At 65.6% G+C, this 18,621-nt stretch carries 7 protein-coding genes; 2 read left to right on the forward strand and 5 right to left on the reverse strand.

The window, feature by feature from the left end; genetic code table 11:
• Positions 1-27 precede the first annotated feature (27 nt).
• The 4 genes from AACP59_RS05825 to AACP59_RS05840 form a co-directional block, all read right to left on the reverse strand.
• Complete coding sequence (locus AACP59_RS05825; RefSeq protein WP_339350288.1) at positions 28-9,360, reverse strand: fatty acid synthase subunit beta domain-containing protein; 9,333 nt, start codon at positions 9,358-9,360, stop codon at positions 28-30.
• A gap of 166 nt (positions 9,361-9,526) precedes the next feature.
• A complete protein-coding gene (locus AACP59_RS05830; protein WP_297315941.1) occupies positions 9,527-11,140 on the reverse strand; it encodes an acyl-CoA carboxylase subunit beta in 1,614 nt (537 codons plus the stop codon).
• Positions 11,137-13,029: an ATP-binding protein gene (locus AACP59_RS05835; protein WP_297315942.1), complete on the reverse strand. Its 1,893-nt coding sequence runs from the start codon at positions 13,027-13,029 to the stop codon at positions 11,137-11,139. The genes AACP59_RS05830 and AACP59_RS05835 overlap by 4 nt, the downstream gene beginning before the upstream one ends.
• A gap of 54 nt (positions 13,030-13,083) precedes the next feature.
• Positions 13,084-13,824 (reverse strand): biotin--[acetyl-CoA-carboxylase] ligase, encoded by a 741-nt coding sequence (locus AACP59_RS05840; protein WP_297315943.1) that lies wholly within the window; start codon positions 13,822-13,824, stop codon positions 13,084-13,086.
• A 562-nt stretch (positions 13,825-14,386) separates the two neighbouring features.
• Here AACP59_RS05840 and AACP59_RS05845 point away from each other — a divergent pair.
• Positions 14,387-16,342 (forward strand): DUF6020 family protein, encoded by a 1,956-nt coding sequence (locus AACP59_RS05845; RefSeq protein ID WP_339350289.1) that lies wholly within the window; start codon positions 14,387-14,389, stop codon positions 16,340-16,342.
• Between the two features lie 81 nt (positions 16,343-16,423).
• Positions 16,424-17,728 (forward strand): PucR family transcriptional regulator, encoded by a 1,305-nt coding sequence (locus tag AACP59_RS05850; protein WP_339350290.1) that lies wholly within the window; start codon positions 16,424-16,426, stop codon positions 17,726-17,728.
• 171 nt (positions 17,729-17,899) lie between these two features.
• Here AACP59_RS05850 and rplA read toward each other — a convergent pair whose 3' ends face one another.
• A complete protein-coding gene (gene rplA / locus AACP59_RS05855; RefSeq protein WP_339350291.1) occupies positions 17,900-18,589 on the reverse strand; it encodes a 50S ribosomal protein L1 in 690 nt (229 codons plus the stop codon).
• Positions 18,590-18,621: the final 32 nt, after the last annotated feature.

Below are 18,621 nucleotides of genomic sequence, written 5' to 3' on the forward strand. Positions count from 1 at the left end.
AGCCAGATTCAACTGGCTCAGATCGGCTCAGGCCTGGTCGAAGTATCCGTCAGCACCCAGGCGGGCATTCGGATCCAGGAGCATGGCCTTCTCGACCTCATGGCCGATATAGCCGTGACCATCCTCGTGGAAACGACGGTTGTCGATGGGTTCATAGAGCGGAGCCCTACCCATGCGACCCTCCTCCAAATGGCGCTGGCCTGCCGCCAGTCGGTCATTGGCACGGCGACGCCATTCGGCAAGGGCCTCGGGTCCGGCTGTCTTGGCCACGGAGGCCTCGAAGGCGCCGGGGTTGACGATGGCGCCGATGCCGGAGACATGGCCGAAGCCCAGGGAGGTGACCAGACCGGCCTTGACCCTGCCCACCTTGAGAGGCTGCTCCAGCCAGACCATGTGGTCATCGCCCCTCAGTGCCGGGTCGACGCAATCCAGGGAGGCATTGGCCGGAATGACCCCGGACTTGAAGAGCTGGGTCAGGCCGTTGATCTGGAAGATGCAGGCCCCGCCCTTGGCGTGGCCGGTCAGGCTCTTCTGGGAGATGACGTAGAGCGGGTTCCCGTCCGCCCTACCGATGGCGTGGGCCAGGGTGTTGTGGAGCTCGGACTCGTTGGGGTCGTTGGCGTTGGTCGAGGTGTCGTGCTTGGAGACCACCGCGATCTCGTCGGGCTCCACACCCAGCTTGGCCAGGGAACGCACCAGGTCGGAGTCCCCGCCACCCATGCCGGATGCCAGGGCGCCCAGACCGGGGGCCGGAATGGAGGTATGGGCTCCATCCGCGAAGGAGTGGATGTACCCCACGACCCCCGCCACGGGCAGACCCATCCTCAGGGCGATGTCCCCCCTGGTCAAGAGGATGGTGCCGCCACCCTCGGACTCCAGGAAGCCGCCGCGACGGCGGTCGTTGGCCCTGGAGAAGAAACGGGGCTGGATGCCCTTGGCGTACATTTCTGCGGAGTTGGCCGTGGCGTTCATGTTGCCGAAGCCGATGACCGACTCCACGCCGATGTCGTCGATGGCCCCCGTGACCACGAAGTCCGCCTTGCCCAGGGCGATCTTGTCGGCCCCCTCTTCGAGGGAGACCGCAGCCGTGGCGCAGGCCGAGACCGGCTGGACCATGTTGCCGTAGCCACCGATGTAGGACTGCATGACGTGGGCCGCCACCACATTGGGCAGGGCCTCCTGGAGGATGTCCGTCGGAATCTCCTTGCCCAAGAAGCGGTCCAGGTAGAGCTTGCGCATGGAGGCCATGCCGCCGAAGCCGGTCCCTTGGGTGGAGGCCACCTTGGAGGGGTGGACGGCCTGGAGGATCTCGGCGGGGGTGAAGCCTGCGGACAGGTAGGCATCCACCGTGGTCACGATGTTCCACAGGGCGATCTCGTCCACGTCGCCGACCATGGAGGCCGGAATGCCCCACTTCACCGGGTCGAATCCCTGCGGGAACTGGCCGCCGACCGTCCTGGTCATCGTGGCCCTGCGGGGGACGCGAATTCGGGACCCGGCATGCCGGGTGACCGTCCACTCACCGGACTCCTCGTCACGGGCGATGTCGGTGTGGTCGGGATCCTGGTTCACATACTCCTGGGCCAGGTCCTCGGTGGGCACCGAGAAGGCCACGTCATGATCCAGGAAGACATCGACCTCCTCCTCGTCGGTCCCGTCACGGTAGTCGGAACCCATTCCCTCCTCGAAGGGGCGGATGCCGGAGCGGGCCACGACATCATCGTGGTAGCGCTCGGCGATGTCCTGCTCGGGCACCAGCTCACCGTCCGTGTCGTACCAGCCCGGCTTGGGGCTGTCCTGCCACTCGACCAGGCCCATGTTCCAGGCCAGTTCGAGCACGGCGGCGGCACTCAGATCAACCTGACCGTCGGGATGGATGCCCATCTCGGCCTCGAACCGGGTACGGCCCGAGCCCCAGGGACCCATCTCGCCGATGGAGACGATGACGATCTCGTCCTCGGGCCTGGCGGTGACACCCTGCCATTCGGCCAGATCGACCGGGGCCTGGGTGGGCTCGTGCGGGGTCGGGAGGGCCTTGATGACCCTGTCCGCATCCCCGGTGGGGGCCACGGCCCGGGCCTGCCCCTGCTGGGGGTCCGTTGCCTGGGCCTGGTCCATCTGAGCGGCCTCGGCCTTCAGCGCCTTCAGGTCGATGGGCTCGCCGCCCAGCCCACCGGTCAGGTCAACCTGGAGTGGAGCCTGGACAGCCTGGGCCTTGGACGATGCCGTGCACAGATCCAGAAGGGAGTCCGCGATCTGCTCGGTGGAATAGGTGTGGATGCCATGGCCTTCCACCACCTTGACCAGGGGGTCGTTGCCGCCCATGAGGCCGGTTCCACGGACCCACCCGATCAGGGGGTGGGCGAAGGTGACACGTCCGGACCAGTCCTGCTCGGCTTTGGCCCTGTTGATGATGGCGTCAAAGGAGGCCTTGACCTCCCCATAGGCCCCGTCTCCGCCGAAGATACCCCTGTTGGGGGATCCGGGCAGGACCACGTGCAGTCTGTGCTCCACGTCGGTGTCGGCACCGATCTTGGAGAAGCCGGCGATCTGCCGCTCCAGGCTCCAGAGCATCAGCCTGGACTGGGACTCGAAGAGACGGCCCGAGTCGGCCATGGTCCCGTGCATGGGTGGTGCCGCGAAGGGCAGGAGGAGGGTGGGCTCGTAGGCCGGCTTCAGGATCGTCGTCTTGGCGCCGGTCGTCTTCTTCTGCTCGCTGCCGACCCAGTCAACCAGGGCGTCGACGTCGCGGTAGGAGGAAAGATTGGCGGGAAGGAGCCAGAGCCTGGCCTGACCGACCGCATGGCGGCGGTAGAGGTCCTTGGCCCAGATGACGGTCCGGGGTTTCATGGAGAAGGAGGTGGCGATGACGGTGGCCCCTCCCTCCAGAAGTCCGGCCACCAGGGCACCCGCGATGGAGTTCGGGGCGGCACCGGTGACGATGGCCACGTCCTTGACGAACCGCGAGGCCTTGACATCCTGTTGGACCGGCTTGATGGCCTGGTCGGCAATCCCGGTGAAGACCTGAGCCAGGGTGGCCTCACCGCGGGCCGAAGCCTTGGAGGCGTACCAGACCGCCTGGTCGTGGACCTCCTGTCCGGCACCCAGGAAACTCAGCCCCTGACGCTGGTCATCATGCTCGTAATAGATATGCGCCAGGTCCTCCCTGGCCGTGGCCCAGCGGTCGTCGAAGAGGACTGCCCTGTCGGCGTCGAAGCGGGGTGAGACCTGGTCGGGCCAGTCGGAACCGAGTTCGGCATCGACAGCGGCCACGACGGCCGCATCTTCATCCTCGTCAGACTGGGGGGCCGGGGCCTTGATTCCCAGCTTGTCCAGGAGGTACCTGGCCGTGGAGGCCAGGACACCCTGGGAGCCGGTGACCTTGGAGGCGAAGGCATCCAGGGCCGCTGAATCGACCACCGCGCCGCCCGCGCCGCCGCCTGCACTGGGCATGCTGACCGTGACACCCCTGGACTGGGCCACCTGCTGGACGGCCTGGTCGATCAGGGTGTTGGCCGCGGCGGTCGTGGTGACCGTCTCGGTGGGCAGGGCGGCCAGGTCGCCACCTCGGGAGGATGCCCCCCCGCGGGTGTCCAGGACCAGGCTGGCCACAACGGCCGAGACCCAGCCCGGACCCAGCTGCCAGGTGTCCGCCACGCGCTTCTCCACCTGCTGAAGCTTCAGACCGGAGGGACCGAAGAGGTCGCGGATACGTTCACGAACGATGTCCGAAAGGACCGGTCCGAAGGGGTGGTAGTTGGGCGCCACCTTGTTGACCAGGGCACTCAAGGCAGCCATGTTGGCCTCGGCCGCACCGTCCACGCTGGCCACACCGAGCTCGGAGCTGATGTCCATCAGGAGCTGGTTGCGGCGCGAGGAAACCCCGTTGGTCAGGGTATCCGTGGTGTCGCTCTCGCCGATCTGGTCCATACGGATCTTGGTGGCATAGGCCAGGAGGACGGTGATGGCATCGGAGGCCTTGAAGGGCAGGTCGGCCACATCCGAACCGGAGGGACCATCGGTCTGAGCCGGGGCCGAGGCCTGTGCAGGGGCGGCAGTGGCGGGAACCGAAGCATCGGAGGCGGCGGGAGCGGCAGCCGGGGCCGAGGCCTCGGAAGCAACAGGTTCGACGCTCTCCTCCTCCACCGGAACCAGGGAGTCGGTGTCGGTCAGGTAGACCCTGCTCTCGTCACGACCGATGTTGTACACGGCCACGTGACGTTCACGGAAATCAGGCAGTTTCAAGGTCCTGGAAGCCATGTTGGCCAGGGTGGGCGAATGGCCCAGACCGACCTCCACAAGCTGCTCCACGCCCAGACCACCCTGCTCGAGTCCACCGAACATCAGTGCTTGCGTCTCGATCCAGCGCACCGGAGAAGCGAACTGCCAGGAGAGCAGCTCGGTCAGAAGGAGGCGTCCCAGCTTCTGATCATCGGCGGCATAGGAGTCCCAGACCTGCGGGTTCTCCAGGGCCTCCCTGATCCGCTCCGAGGGAACCACCTCGAGAATGGAGGCGGCGAAGTCCCGGTTCATCTCGTAGGGCCGGGCCACCAGGTTGGGAATGTAGCGCCCCTCCAGGCGGGAGTAGTCGATCCGTTCGGGCAGGAGTCTGTCGAGCGTGTCCCTGAACTCCGGAACCCCCTTGCGCAGGAGGCTGGAGTGGAAGGGCACATCGATGCCGGGCACATACATGAAGGCGGGCTTGCCGCCGGCCTCCTTGGCCCGCCTGTTGGAGTCCTTGCGCAGGTACTCCAGGCCGGCGATGGTGCCGGCCACGGCATACTGCTGACCGGAAAGGTTGTAGTTGACGATCTCCAGGAATTCACCGCACTCCTGGGAGACTGCAGCCACGTACTGTTTGACCCCCGAGTCGTCCAGACCGAACTGGTTGGGGCGGAGGGCACCCATCCGGTAGTTGCTGCGGCCCTGCTCATCGCGCTCGATCAGGGAGTGCATGGTGGAACCACGGTGGAAGACCAGCTCCAGGACCGTCTCCAGGGACATGACCCCGGCGAAGGAGCTCAGGGCGTTGTACTCGCCCAGGGAGTGGCCGGCGAAGTAGGCGGGCCAGATGTCGCTGCCGGATTCGCGCAGACGTGATGTCTGGGCGAAGGCCACCGTGGCCAGGGCCACCTGGGTGAACTGGGTCAGGTTGAGCAGTCCATCGGGGTGGTGGTAGGTGACCCCCTTGGCCGTCAGGGTCTTGGGGTTGTCGCGGACCACGGCCAGGATCGAGAATCCCAGCTTGCTCCGGGTCAGGGCATCGGCCCGCTCCCAGGTCTCGCGGGCTGCGGGTGACTTGGCCCGCTCGTCCAGGACCATCCCCTGCTGCTGGATGCCCTGGCCGGGGTAGACATAGGCCGTCTTGGGGGCCCGGGCGATGGCCGTTCCCCGGGAGACCAGCTGGCCATCGATCCTGCAGGTGACCTCCAGGACCAGACCGCCGTGGTTGACCTGGCCGATGCGCTCGACCGAGATCTCCACCTGGTCGCCAAGCTGGACCATACCGTACATGTTGTAGGTCCACCCGGCGATTTCGTAGTGGGCGCCCTTGTCGTCCGTGGCCTGGGCCGCATACTGGGCCGTGGCAGAGAGCCACATGCCATGCACCAGGGGTGCCGACAGGCCGGAGACGGCCGCACCACGCCAAGAGGTATGGATGGGGTTGAAGTCACCCGATGTCCGGGCGAAGGCGGTCATGTTGTCGGGGGCGGTGACCGTCACCCTGCGCAGCATCCGTCGGGGGGTGTCCAGGATTTCGGCCTGGATGCCACCGAACTCCGGTGCCTCCTCGGGAAGCTGGTCGCTGTAGGCGCGACCCCGGATGGCGAACCGTTCCACCTCGCGCGCCAGAACCGTGCCGTCCTGGGCGCTGTGAACCACATGGATGGTGACCACACGGCCCGAGGCGGACTCCTTGTAGTCCTCGGCCCAGGAGGTCAGGGAGATGCGCTGGCCGGTGTGGGCCAGGAGCTCCTCCTCGCTGACCTCGAGCTCAATCAGGTGGTCAAGGTGGACGGCGTTGAGGAGGCCCTCGATGATCGGGAAGCCCTCCACATAGACCGACCCCAGGGCCGTGTAGATGGCGGGCCAGGCAGGTCCGACCAGGGCATCGGGGGCGATCCTGGACGGAACCAGATCGTCAGGCAGGGCACCACCGGTGGCGGTCTCGTGGTCGAAGCCCAGGTTTTCGGAAAGCGTGTAGCCTGTACGGGCCAGGCCGAAGGGATAGGTCGCCTTGTCTTCGGCGGGCTCGATGGTCGGCATGGATTCCAGCCGGTCCCCGGTGATGGCGGTGTTCCCGATGCCGGCCGTGTCGGCCAGCATGGAGTAGACGTGCTGGGGCAGGCGGCTCCTGTCCACGACCGGGAAAAGCCCGGCCTGGGTGCCGTTGACGGTCAGGGGGATGACGATATCGCGCACGGCGTGCTTGTCGCGGCCCCCGTTGGGTTCGTCATCCCAGAAGGTGTCCAGGTGGATGTCCAGGTTGTAGTGCTCCCCGGCCTGGTCCGTCCCGGTGGGGGTGATCTGGTAGGCGGGGTCGCCCACCCTGGTCCCGTAGGCCGGGTTGGCCATCAGGTGGCCCACCCAGGAGATGTTGGGACTGCGACGGATGAACTCCTCGGCGGTGGCGGCACCCGCCAGCTCGCTGTATGCCTTGCGGGGCCGAGGGTCGGCTTGGCCGACCCGGTCGATGGCGGCCTGCTCGAAGCGACCCAGGATGGATGCCACGGGCTCATCCACGGTGGTGATGCCGGCAACCGAAATCGGACCGGGAATGGCGCGGACGGAATCGGCGGAATAACGGGGGTCCTCGGACTGCCAGAGCTGGTCCTGACCCCACCAGCGCAGGAGGTCGTTGTCTATGACCGGCACAAAGGGCATGGGCTTGGGGTACTCCCGCACCAGGACGGGGAACCAGGCGATATCGGTGGGGACCACCCTGACCTGGTCGGCCTGGGGGTAAGCCTGGCGCAGACGTTCCAGGGCCTGGGCCGGTTCGGTCACATCCTCACGGGAGGCGAAGATGGACTCGAACTCGCCGCTCTGCTTCTCGCAGACCCGGGCCTCGATCCGGCGCAGAAGGTGGAGGAAGCGGTCCACGTAGGTGTCGTCGGCCCAGGGGTATGCCAGCTGGGCGAACCGTTCGGCCCACTGCTGGTAGGTCATGGTCTCCAGGTCGCCGAAGTAGGGCTTGGCGGTCCTGTCCAGGGCTGCGATGATCTCATCCCGCCTGGTCTCCAGCTCCTCGGGGTGCTTCATGACCCGGACCAGGAGACGACCGCACTCGGCGGAGGCGTTCTCGATCTCATAGATGTCGGCATGGAGGTGGCTCAGACCCGAACCGACCCCTCCGACAGACTTCCCGCTGGGTACCCACTTCTCCCCCATGGGTGCGAAGGGATCGGGGTCAGGGGTGGTGATGTCGATGCCCGGGGTACGGACCAGGGCCTGCTTGACCTCGGGGTTGGTGTGGGCCTCCTTGGCGGTCATGGCGGCCGTACCGACCATGACACCGTCCACCGGCATGGCCGGCAGGTGGTAGGCCTGGGACCACTGACCGGAGATGTAGTCGGCCGCCCGCTCGGGGGTGCCGATGCCGCCACCTGCCACCAGGACGATGTTGGGGCAGGCCCTGACCTCGGCATAGGTGGTGGAAAGCAGGTCGTCCAGGGACTCCCAGGAGTGGTGGCCGCCGGCGGCGCCGCCCTCGACCTCCATCAGGATGGGGGTGGGGGCCACCTCCTTGGCGATGACGATGACCTGACGAATCTGGTCCACGGTGCCGGGCTTGAAGGCCACATAGGGGAAGCCCTCCCCGTTGAGCTGACCGATCAGCTTGACGGCCTCGTCGGTCTCGGGGATGCCGGCCGAGACGACCACACCGTCGATGGGTGTGCCGGACTCGCGCTTCTTGGGGACGATGTGCTGGCTGCCGAACTGAAGGTTCCAGAGGTAACGGTCCATGAACATGGCGTTGAACTCGACGGTCCTGCCCTCTTCCAACTGCTCTTCCAGCTGGGCCACGTGCCGGTCGAAGACCTCGGCGGTCACCTGGCCGCCACCGGCAAGCTCGGCCCAGTACCCGGCATTGGCCGCGGCGGCCACGATCTCGGGCTCCACCGTGGTGGGGGTCATGCCGGCCAGGAGGATCGGGGGTTTGCCGGTCAGTCTGCTGAAGGCGGTCTGGACCCGCGGACCTGCCGGCGTGGCCAGAAGGCGGGGGGCGAATCGAGTCCAATCCTGGGTCCGGGCAGGTTCATCCTCCATGGTGGAGAGTTCGGCGCGCTGGGCCTGGGAGGTGGCCTCAACCACACCCACCCCGGTTCCCTGGACCAGGTTCCCCACCAGCTTGCCGATGGTCTCGCCGGGCCCCAGGTCGACCAGCCAGAGGTCACGGGGGTCGTTGCTCTTCATGATGTCCCTGATCTGGCCGGCCCAGTCGGCATGGCGCAGGAGGACCTCCTCGGCCAGAACGCGGGCGCGGTCAACATCCAGGGAGCACCTGGAGGCCCAGTCGACGGTCAGATCGACGGCCCCGGTCATCAGGGAGGAGTGGAAGGGCAGGGTGACGTCAAGGTACTCCAGGACGGGGGCGAAGGCGGTGCCGCCGCGGACCTTCTCCTCACGCAGTTTGCTCTGGTGGGCGCTCTCCTTGCCGACTTCGATGGCGAAGGCGGCCAGGTCCTCGGGATACCCGGACAGGACCAGGTGGCGGTCGGAGTTGGTCACGGCCACGCTGATGGGCCCACGGGTGCCGGGCACCCGCTCGATCAGGACCTCGACCTGGCGGCGGGTGGCCCCCTTGACCGAGAGCATGGGGGTGGCCTCGCCCTGGCGGTGGATGCCCAGCTGGCGGGCCTGACGGGTGCCGGCGGCCCCGATCAGCATGGCGATGGCCAGGATCTGGTCGATGGCCTCCGTGGCGGCAGCCAGGGATCCACCCTCCTGGATGGCCTGAACCATGTGAATGCCGATGATGCCCTGGGAGTGTCCCAGGAGGGCCACAGGAGCAGCCTGGGCAGGGTCGTACCCCAGCTGCCCCAGGTCCATGAGCGCACCCAACTGTGCCAGGGCGATCCCCGGAACGCTGACGGCCGCATCGGCCGCCGATCCCAACCGAGCGGGATTGGGCTCAAACCCGAAGAGATCCAGCTGGCGGCCGTTGGTGGCCAGGAGCTCCGGCTTGACCGGCCCGAGCAGGTCGGAGGCCTCCGAAACCCGTTGGGAAAGCCGCCCCCGAATGTCCGGATCCTTGGTCAGATCCGCCAGGGCCACGGTCCAGGGGGTGGACTGGCCGGCGAACATGAGCGCATGGGGCTGTTCCGCTAGACGGTTGATGAAGAATGTGCTGGTCATGATTTCCTATTCGTTGACTGCGGTTCTCGTGCTGCTGAGGGGAGGGTGGTCCGGAGCGACAGGACCTGCCCCTCCTTTCGGGCAATCGGAGGTTACACACCGAATACGGCTTTCTGCGGTAGTGCGCTCACTTTACCCTAATTGGCTTTTCAGGATGTTCCGGTAATCATAAGGGCTGATTTCCGTGATGTTTGTCATTCATCTTCACCCGGCGCTTGTCGGCCAGGAGATCCAGGGCCCCGATCAGGACCTGACGGGTCTGCTCCGGGTCGATCATCCCGTCCAGCTCCCCCATCTCCAAGGAGAGGTTGGCGTTGACGGTCGTGGCCTCGTACTCCTCGGCCAGCCGCTGCCGGAGGGCATCCACATCCTGTCCGGCCTCCTTGGCCTTCTGGAGGTCGCGCCGGTGGATGATGTTCACGGCCCCCGGGGCACCCAGAACCGCTATCTGGGAGCTCGGCCAGGCATAGTTCAGGTCGGCCCCGATGGACTTGGAGCCCATGACGATATAGGAGCCTCCGAAGGCCTTGCGCAGGACCACGGTGACCATGGGCACCTGGGCGTTGGCATAGGCGTAGATGACCTTCGCCCCCCGCCGGATGATGCCGGCATGCTCCTGGTCGGACCCGGGCTTGTAGCCGGGGGTGTCCACCAGGGTGATGACCGGGAGGTTGAAGGCGTCGCAGAGCCGGACGAACCGGGCCAGCTTCTCCGAGGAGTCCACATCCAGGCTGCCTGCGTCGACCATGGGCTGGTTGGCCACGATCCCCACCGGATGACCCTCCAGGCAGGCGAAGCCGACGACGATGGACCGGGCGAAGAGCTCATGGACCTGGACCAGCTCGCCGTTGTCGACGACGGCATGGATCACATCCAGGACATCGTAGGGCTGCCGGTCGTTCTCGGGGATGATCGTTGCCAGACGCTTGGCGGCCTGCCGCTCGGCATGACCGGAGGCGAAGGCGTAGGTCGGGGGCTCCACCTCGCTGCTGGAGGGGAGGTAGGCCAGTACGGTGCGGGCGTAGTCGATGGCATCGGCCTCATCCTCGCCCAGGTAGTGGGCCACGCCCGACCTGGTGTTGTGGACGTAGCCGCCACCCAGCTGATCCATGCTGATGGTCTCCCCGGTCGCCGCCTTGACCACATCGGGCCCGGTGACGAACATATCGGAGTTCTCCTTGGTCATGACGATCAGGTCGGTCAGGGCCGGGCAGTAGACGGCTCCGCCGGCGCAGGGACCGAGGATCAGCGATATCTGGGGAACGAACCCGCTGGCCTGGCAGGTCTTGCGGAAGATCCTCCCGTACTGGGTCAGGGCCGCCACACCCTCCTGGATCCGGGCACCGCCCGAGTCGATCATGGCCACGATGGGGACCTTGATCCGCATGGCCATGTCCATGAGCCTGCAGATCTTCTCCCCCTCGGCCTGGCCCAGGGTGCCACCCCTGACCGAGAAGTCCTGGGCATAGACGCCCACCTTCCGGCCGTAGATCATTCCGAACCCGGTGATGACGGCCGACCCGGCCTTTCCACCGACGATATTCCCCCCGGCGAAGCGGCCCACCTCCTCGAAGGTATCCTTGTCGAAGAGGAGGTCCAGGCGTTCCCGGGCTGTGTTTTTCCCCTTGGCGTGCTGCCGGTCCCGGGCGTGCTCCTCGGCCTGGCGGGCCAGCTGCGCCGCCTGCCGGATCCCCTGCCGCACCGGTTGGGTCTCGAGCCCGGACCGCCCGGTCTCCCTGCCCGTCTCCCTTGTGGCCCCGACTTTCACTGAACTGTTCATGTCTGCTCCTCCCCCCGGGCTGTCCCATCCCCTCCCGTCTCCCGGGAGGACGCGTCCTGATCCTTGTCGCCTCCTTGCAGGTCCAGGGTGACCAGGGTCTGGCCGGGGTCGACCCCCTGGGCGACCCCGACCTGGATGGACTTGACCGTGCCCTTGGCAGGCGCATAGACGTAGTTCTCCATCTTCATGGATTCCAGGACCACCAGGAGGTCGCCCTTGTCGACCGTCTGCCGCTCTGCAACATTGATCCGGGTGACCACGGCCTGCATAGTGGCCACGATGACCCCGGACCGGGCCGCGTCCTGACGGGGGGATCCGGGCTCCGCATCTCTCAGCCCACGCCCACGCAGGGGCTGGGTGGGGCGGCGCGCCGCACCCTGGCGGTTGAAGGAGCCTCCCATGCCTCCCAGGAGGGAATCGGGCAGGGAAAGCTTGACCCGCTTGTCGTCGATCTCGACGTTGTAGGTCTCCATGGTCTCCCTGACCGGGGGCTCCTGGGGGGTACCGGATACCGAGGCCGGCTGACCGGTGGTGTTGGTCTTGGGCTCCATGGTCAGGTAGACCCGTTCCAGCCACTTGGTCGAAACGTCGAAGGAATGACCATTTTCGGCCGTGAACTCCGGGTTGGAGAAGATCTTCTGGAAGAGGCTGGCCGGGGTCGGCACCCCGCCGATGCTCATCTCGCGCAGGGCACGGCGAACCCGGGCCACGGCGGCCGGACGATCCTGCGCGGTGACGACCACCTTGCCCATCATCGAATCATCCCTGGGTGAGACCGTGTCGCCCACCTCAACACCCGAATCGATGCGGATGCCGGGGCCCGAGGGCCACTGGAGGGATTCTATGGTGCCCGAACTGGGGGTCAGGTTGGTGGCCGGGTCCTCGCTGGTGATACGCAGCTCGAAGCTGTGCCCGCGCGGGGCCGGGGCCGGGGTCAGGGAGCCCCCGTCGGCGATGATCAACTGTTCCCGGACCAGGTCCAGGCCGCAGACCTGCTCGCTGACCGTGTGCTCCACCTGGAGCCTGGGGTTGACCTCCATGAAGTAGACCGAGTCCTGGGGGGTGACCAGGAACTCGCAGGTGCCCAGCCCCTCGTAACCGACCGTATCGAAAAGCCGCCGGGAGAACCCCTCCAGCTGCGAGATGACATCGGCCGAGAGGAAGGGGGCCGGGGCCTCCTCGACCAGCTTCTGATTGCGGCGCTGCACGGAGCAATCCCTGGTGGAGTAGACCGTGAACTGGCCATGGCTGTCACGCCCGGACTGCGTCTCCACGTGCCGGGCCCGATCGACGAACTTCTCGATGAAGTAGTCTCCCAGATCGCCCCCCTGGAGGGCGTCATGGTTCATATAGAAGGTACGGAGCTCGTCACTGTCGTTGATCAGGGTTATACCGCGTCCACCGCCCCCGTCCGCCTTCTTCATCATGACGGGGTAGCCGTTGTCGTCGGCGAAGTCCAGGAGTGCACGCATGTCGGAGACCGGCTCACTCAGCCCGGGCACGACGGGCACCCTGGCCCGCTCGGCCACCTTGCAGGCCGTGATCTTGTCACCAAGCTCGTCCAGAACGGATGGGTCCGGCCCCACCCAGGTGATCCCGGCGGCCTTGACCTTGGAGGCGAAGGAGGAGAACTCGGAGAGGAACCCGTATCCGGGATGGAGGGCGTCGGCCCCGGCCCGCTTGGCGATGGAGACGATCAGGTCCTCGTTCAGATAGGTCTGGATGTTGGTGTCACCAGGCAGAAGGTAGGCCTCGTCCGCCATCTGGGCGTAAGGGGCGTCACGGTCCTGATCTGCATAGACGGCCACGGTGGCGACGCCCATTTCCTGGGCGGTTCGCACCACCCTGAGCGCGATTTCGCCTCTGTTGGCAATCAGCAGTTTTTTCATATACCCTTCTCTTTCCCCGTGGATGGCGGAGCCTCCCCCGCAATGAATCGATGCTTATCTGGTACCCGATGACACATCGGGAAGAACGCCGACATCGCCGGTGGTCACGGTGATTGACGACCCGTCCTCCAACTCAACCTTGAGGGAGGCATCGGGGTTGATGGCCAGGGCCTTGCCCCTGACCGGATCACCGGCAACTGGCCTGACCTCGACCTGGCGGCCCACGGTCCAGCTCATGCCTCCGATCCGCGAGCGCAGATCATCCAGGGCCGGGTCCGCCCGGTCCACCAGGTCGTTCAGGTAGAGGCTCAGGTACCAGGAGATGGCATCGACCAGGTCGTCCCTGAGCATGCCGTATTCGGGAAGCTGCCCGTAGCGGAGGTGGAGGGAGGTGGCCAGATCAGTGGGTAGGTGGTCTTCGGGCAGGAAGAGGTTCATGCCCACACCGATGATGACAGCGGACCACTCCTGGTCTACCGTCACCAGTTCGCAGAGGATCCCCGCCAGCTTGCAGCCCCCGCAAAAGATATCGTTGGGCCATTTCAGGGCCAGGTCGGAACCGGTCCTGGTCCGATCCGCGTCAAGTGGTCGGCACCCGTGGTATGCAAGGACATCCTCGAGGCCGTCGATGACGGCGAGTCCGGAGATCATGGGAAGCCATCCGGACCGGGAGCCCGTGGTCAGAGGGGTGGGGAGGGCCACGGCCCATGAGGAGAGGAGAGATTGACCGGCCTGGTTGACCCAGGTGCGATCAAGACGACCACGGCACCGGACCTGTACATCTGAAACCGCCACACTGAGTGGCACATTACAGTGCCCGGTACCGGGCCATCGCCGAATACCTTTACTTGCGACTCTTCCCTCATTTCGTGTAGCCGTAGTAATCCCCTTGCGGGTATTTTTTCGAGGCGTGTCTTCGGCTTTCCCCTTTGTGCCTGGAACTACAAACCCCTTCGTGTTCCCCACGTCCGTTGCGGAACCGCTGTCCCCAAACAGCTTCTCCACCCGTTGGCGCGCGTCTGAATACGGGGAGGTTTCCAGAGCATGGGCCAGAAGGGTATTGGTCGAATCAACGGTATCGAGAACCGTGATAGATGACACAACACCACTGCTCAGCGATGCCGATGGTTGCCACTTGGTATTCTGATGAGGCACATCTTTTACTATAAGTCACGGAAGGTTCTTCAGGAAGCTGGCTATCTACAAAACAGGACGTCCGATTTTGTACCTTTCCACAAATCACGCCACGGAGCGGCAGGACCGCCCCGGCAGAGGACACCAATCGTGTCCGAATCGTGGTCCGATGGATAGAATTGGATGTACCGAACCGCATGCTTCATACACGAGGGGGGACCACTTGGCAGCAGATACCGGTACCAGCGGCAACTCTCTGAGTGGTCACCGGAACCCTCCTGGCACCATCCTGGGCAGGGGCCTTGCCGGACTCATCTGTCTCTGGATCGCCTGGTGCACCTCGGTGGGCCCCATATACCGCCGGAGCGGGTCCATGGCCGAGTTCGGCTGGTCGAATACCCTGATTCTCCTGGTCACCCTGACCGTCTGCCTGGGCATGGTCGCCCTGGTCGGCCGCCTACTGAGTGGTGGTGAGTCCGTCTGGACCGGCTTGGAGAACGGACGTGATGGATTCCCGGGAAGGAAGGTCAGGGCCTTCAAGGATTCCCTGGACGGGCGGGAACGGTTCCGGTCCATGGTCGGCGCCTACCGGGCATTCATCATGGGGCAGACCCGGGGATGGAAACCCATCATGCGCCTCCTGGTCATTGGATGGGCCTGGGCCCTGGTGACCCTCCTGGCCGCGTACGGAGCCGACCTCTACGCACAGATCGTCGAGTGCACCAACTGGCTCCTGCAGATGCGGGGCGACGTGCCCCAATACGGCGGGAACGCCTTCACCCAGATGGACGTCTACCCGATCGGACACTACCTCTGGCCGGCCGACCCCACCTTCCTGACCGACCAGCACAACCTGGTCCTGACCTTCTTCTACGGGATGACGGCCCTGGCCTCCCAGCGGCTGACAGGCTCCTACGACGCGGGCATCGTCCTCCTGGGGGGGCTGCAACTGGTCTTCGGCGCCTTCTGCTGCGCCGTCACGGCTGATCGGTTCTTCACCGGCGGACGGCCCTGCGCTACCGGCGCGGAGACCAGGACCGTCACGGCAGAGCCTGGAGCCTACCGGGCCGGCCCCCTGGCCCGCACCCTGGTCATCATCTTCTTCCTGGTCTGCCCCTTCAACGTCTTCAGCACGATCAGCCTGACCAAGTCACCCCTCTTCGCCTTCGCCTTCGTCTGGTGGTTCGGCATCTGGTACCAGGCCATCAGGCAGGACGGGCCCGGCAAGCGCCCCTTGGCCAGCACCAGGACCCTGGTTGGTCTGGCCGTCAGCACCCTGATCATGCTGATCAGCACCAAGTATGGGGTCTACATCGTCGCCGCCCAGATCGTCCTGGCACTGATCCTGCACCGGCGGCATTGGCGGGCCTACCTGGTCTGCCTTCTCCTGCCCATCCTGGCCTTCACGGCCCTGATCACCGGCCTTGAGGGGGCAGGACGGGTCATCAAGGGAGACCCCGTGGAGAGCAAGAGCATCCAGCTCCAGCAGATAGCCCGGGTGGCCAAGGTCGACCCCTCAGGCATCGACGGACGGACCAGGCAGGACCTGGCACCCATCCTGGACCTGGGCTCGGCGGCCACCAACTACACGCCCTGGGAGGCCGACAGGGTCAAGTCATCCGGGAACCAGCCCAAGCTGATCGTCTACAAGTGGCGCACGGTCACGGCCGAGCAGATGAAGAGGTTGAATCGGGCCTGGCTCCACCTGGCCAAGGGGCACACCCTTCCCTACCTGGATGCGTTCATGGCCGAATGCTACGGCTACTTCGACGTCAACGACCCGGCCTATGTGGCCATGTCCTATTATCTGAATAACTCCTACGTGCAGGAATCCAGCACCTGGATCCAGTACTGGTGCCGGGATTGGCGCAACGGAATCACGGGCCTGGCCAGAACCTGGGCCAGCATACCCGTCCTGGGCTGGGTGGCCCAGGGGAACTTCTGGGTGGTCCTGGCGCTGATCCTGATTGCCGCCTGGCTGAGCACCGGACGCTGGCGCCACCTGCTCGGCTTCTTCCCGCTCCTGCTGATCATGGGGGTCATGGTCACCTCGCCGGCCAACAACTTCGAACGGCACATGCTTCCCGTGGCCATGGTGGTGCCCTTCCTGATCCTGGCCATGTCCCGCGAACGCCAAAGCGCTTCCACCCAGGAAAGGAGCGGGTCCCTACCATGCTGACACCCAAGAGAAGACCCCGGTCTGACGCTGTTGGGGGTCGCACCGGGGCGGGGAGTCTGTTCCGGAATGGTCTGGTACCGAATGGCTGAACCGCATAGGACCGCGGGCAGCGGCATCCCCCACCCGAATGGCCAATCGCCGGATGCGTCCGACAAGCCGGATTCCATGGCCGTCCCCCTGCCTGAACCGATCAGAACCCTGGTTCACCAGGCCGAGAAGGACCTCGGCGACAAGTTGCCATGGTACGAGGATCTACCCCAGGACAGCAAGCAGATCCTCAAGGAACTTATTGAAATCGCCATCGCCTCCTTCCTGACGTGGAAGGGCCGGCAGGACAGCCTCCCGCCCGACACAGGATGCGACTCCGAACAGGGCATGGTTTCCCTACCGGCACCATTGGAATTCTCTCAGGTCATCAGTCCCCGCCAGGCCATGGACGTGACCCGGGTCATCGTGGACCTGCTCGAGAACAACATCACCGTCTTCGCCCGTGAGGGGGAGCCTGAGGATGAGACCAGGGATACCATACTGCGCTATGCCTGGGAGGTGGCCTTCTCTGCCGCGACGATATACGCCGACCTGGCCGAGGCCCGGAACAGCATGGGAACCAGGACCGAGACCCTGATCATCGAGAGCCTAATCGACGGATCGACCGGCAGACAGGTAACGACCGGACTCACCATGCTGGGGTGGCCGGCCGACTACCGGTGTTTCGCCATCGTGGGCCGAACACCCCGGGGAGGGAAGACGAGTGCCGGCATAATCCACCAGCGTATCCGGCTCACCCTGGAGCAGGCAGGGGCCAGGGTACTTATGTCCCAGCACAACAAACTGGTCGTGATCCTGGCCGATATGGAGGAGGCTGGGACCCCGGCCGACCTCTGTGCCGGCCTCCTCCGCTACTTCGACAAAGAGAGTCCGGTCTGCCTGGGCCCGCTCCGTCACGGAATCCACGGGGCGGTCGAAACCATCCAGGCGGCCCTGAACACCTATACGGTGGCCCCTGCAGCCGAAGGGCTGAGTGTGGACGGCGGCCTACCCAGGCCCCTCCATGCGGACGACCTCCTGCCCGAGCGTGCCCTGATGGGCGACGAGAAGGCCTCGGACCAGCTCTACCAGGAGGTCTACAAGAGCCTGAGCAACGGGGATCGGAACAACCCCCTCCTGGTGACCCTGAGTACCTTCCTGGTCTCCGGCAACTCCCTGGAGACCACGGCCAGGCGGCTGGGAGTCCACCCCAACACGGTCCGGTACCGACTCAAACGGTCCATCGAAGTGACCGGCTGGGATGCCATGAACCCCCGTGAGGCCTTCGTTCTCCAGACCGCCCTGAAGATAGGCCAGATCCGCGACGCCCAGGAGCAGATGCAGGAACCCCGGGCATAGCTTCCGACCCAAACCGTCTCTGGTCGGTTGGGAGGTCTGCAGGGTCGGCACAGGACAGACTGCTCAGGCGCGGAACCATCGGCCCGACACGACGAGGCATGGAACAGGGTGGATGGCCGTACGGCCATCCACCCTCAGGAATCCACGAGGGCAACGCCCCCGAGACCACAATCAGAGCAGGGCTATGTCCAGAGGAACACCAGGACCCATGGTCGTGGTCAGGGTGGCCTTGGTGATGTAGCGACCCTTGACCGTGGCCGGCTTGGCGCGCTTGATCTCCTCATCGACGGCGCGGAAGTTCTCCGCCAGGGCCTTTTCATCGAAGGAGACCTTGCCCACGGGGAAGCTCAGGTTGCCGTTCTTGTCGACGCGGAACTCGATACGACCCGCCTTGATCTCGGAGACGGCCTTGGCCACATCCATGGTGACGGTGCCGGTCTTCGGGTTGGGCATGAGACCACGGGGGCCCAGGACGCGGCCCAGACGGCCGACCTTGCCCATCATGTCAGGGGTGGCAACCACGGCATCGAAGTCCAGGTAGCCGCCGGCGACCTTTGTCACCAGCTCGTCATCGCCAACCTCGTCCGCGCCGGCCTCGGTGGCAGCAGTGGCCTGGGGGCCACGGGCGAAGACCAGGACGCGGACGGTCTTGCCGGTGCCGTTGGGCAGGCTGACGGTGCCGCGGACCAGCTGGTCGGCCTTGCGGGGGTCGACATTCAGGCGGTAGACGGCCTCGACGGTCTCGTCAAACCCGCGCTTGGGCATGCCCTTGAGCAGGGCCAGACCCTCTTCGGGACTGTACAGGTTGGTGCGATCGACCTTCTCGGCCGCTTCGCGATACTTCTTGGAACGCTTGGTCATCTGCTTCTCCTATCAGCAGTCGCGGTGCGGGC

The organism is Bifidobacterium indicum, from assembly GCF_036987015.1.
Lineage (GTDB): Bacteria > Actinomycetota > Actinomycetes > Actinomycetales > Bifidobacteriaceae > Bombiscardovia > Bombiscardovia indica.

What these genes read in the sequence shown, in the direction of transcription:
- rplA (WP_339350291.1), bottom strand. Translation starts at nt 18,589, where the DNA reads ATGACCAAGCGTTCCAAGAAGTATCGCGAAGCGGCCGAGAAGGTCGAT.
- AACP59_RS05825 (WP_339350288.1), bottom strand. Translation starts at nt 9,360, where the DNA reads ATGACCAGCACATTCTTCATCAACCGTCTAGCGGAACAGCCCCATGCG.
- AACP59_RS05850 (WP_339350290.1), top strand. Translation starts at nt 16,424, where the DNA reads ATGGCTGAACCGCATAGGACCGCGGGCAGCGGCATCCCCCACCCGAAT.
- AACP59_RS05830 (WP_297315941.1), bottom strand. Translation starts at nt 11,140, where the DNA reads ATGAACAGTTCAGTGAAAGTCGGGGCCACAAGGGAGACGGGCAGGGAG.
- AACP59_RS05835 (WP_297315942.1), bottom strand. Translation starts at nt 13,029, where the DNA reads ATGAAAAAACTGCTGATTGCCAACAGAGGCGAAATCGCGCTCAGGGTG.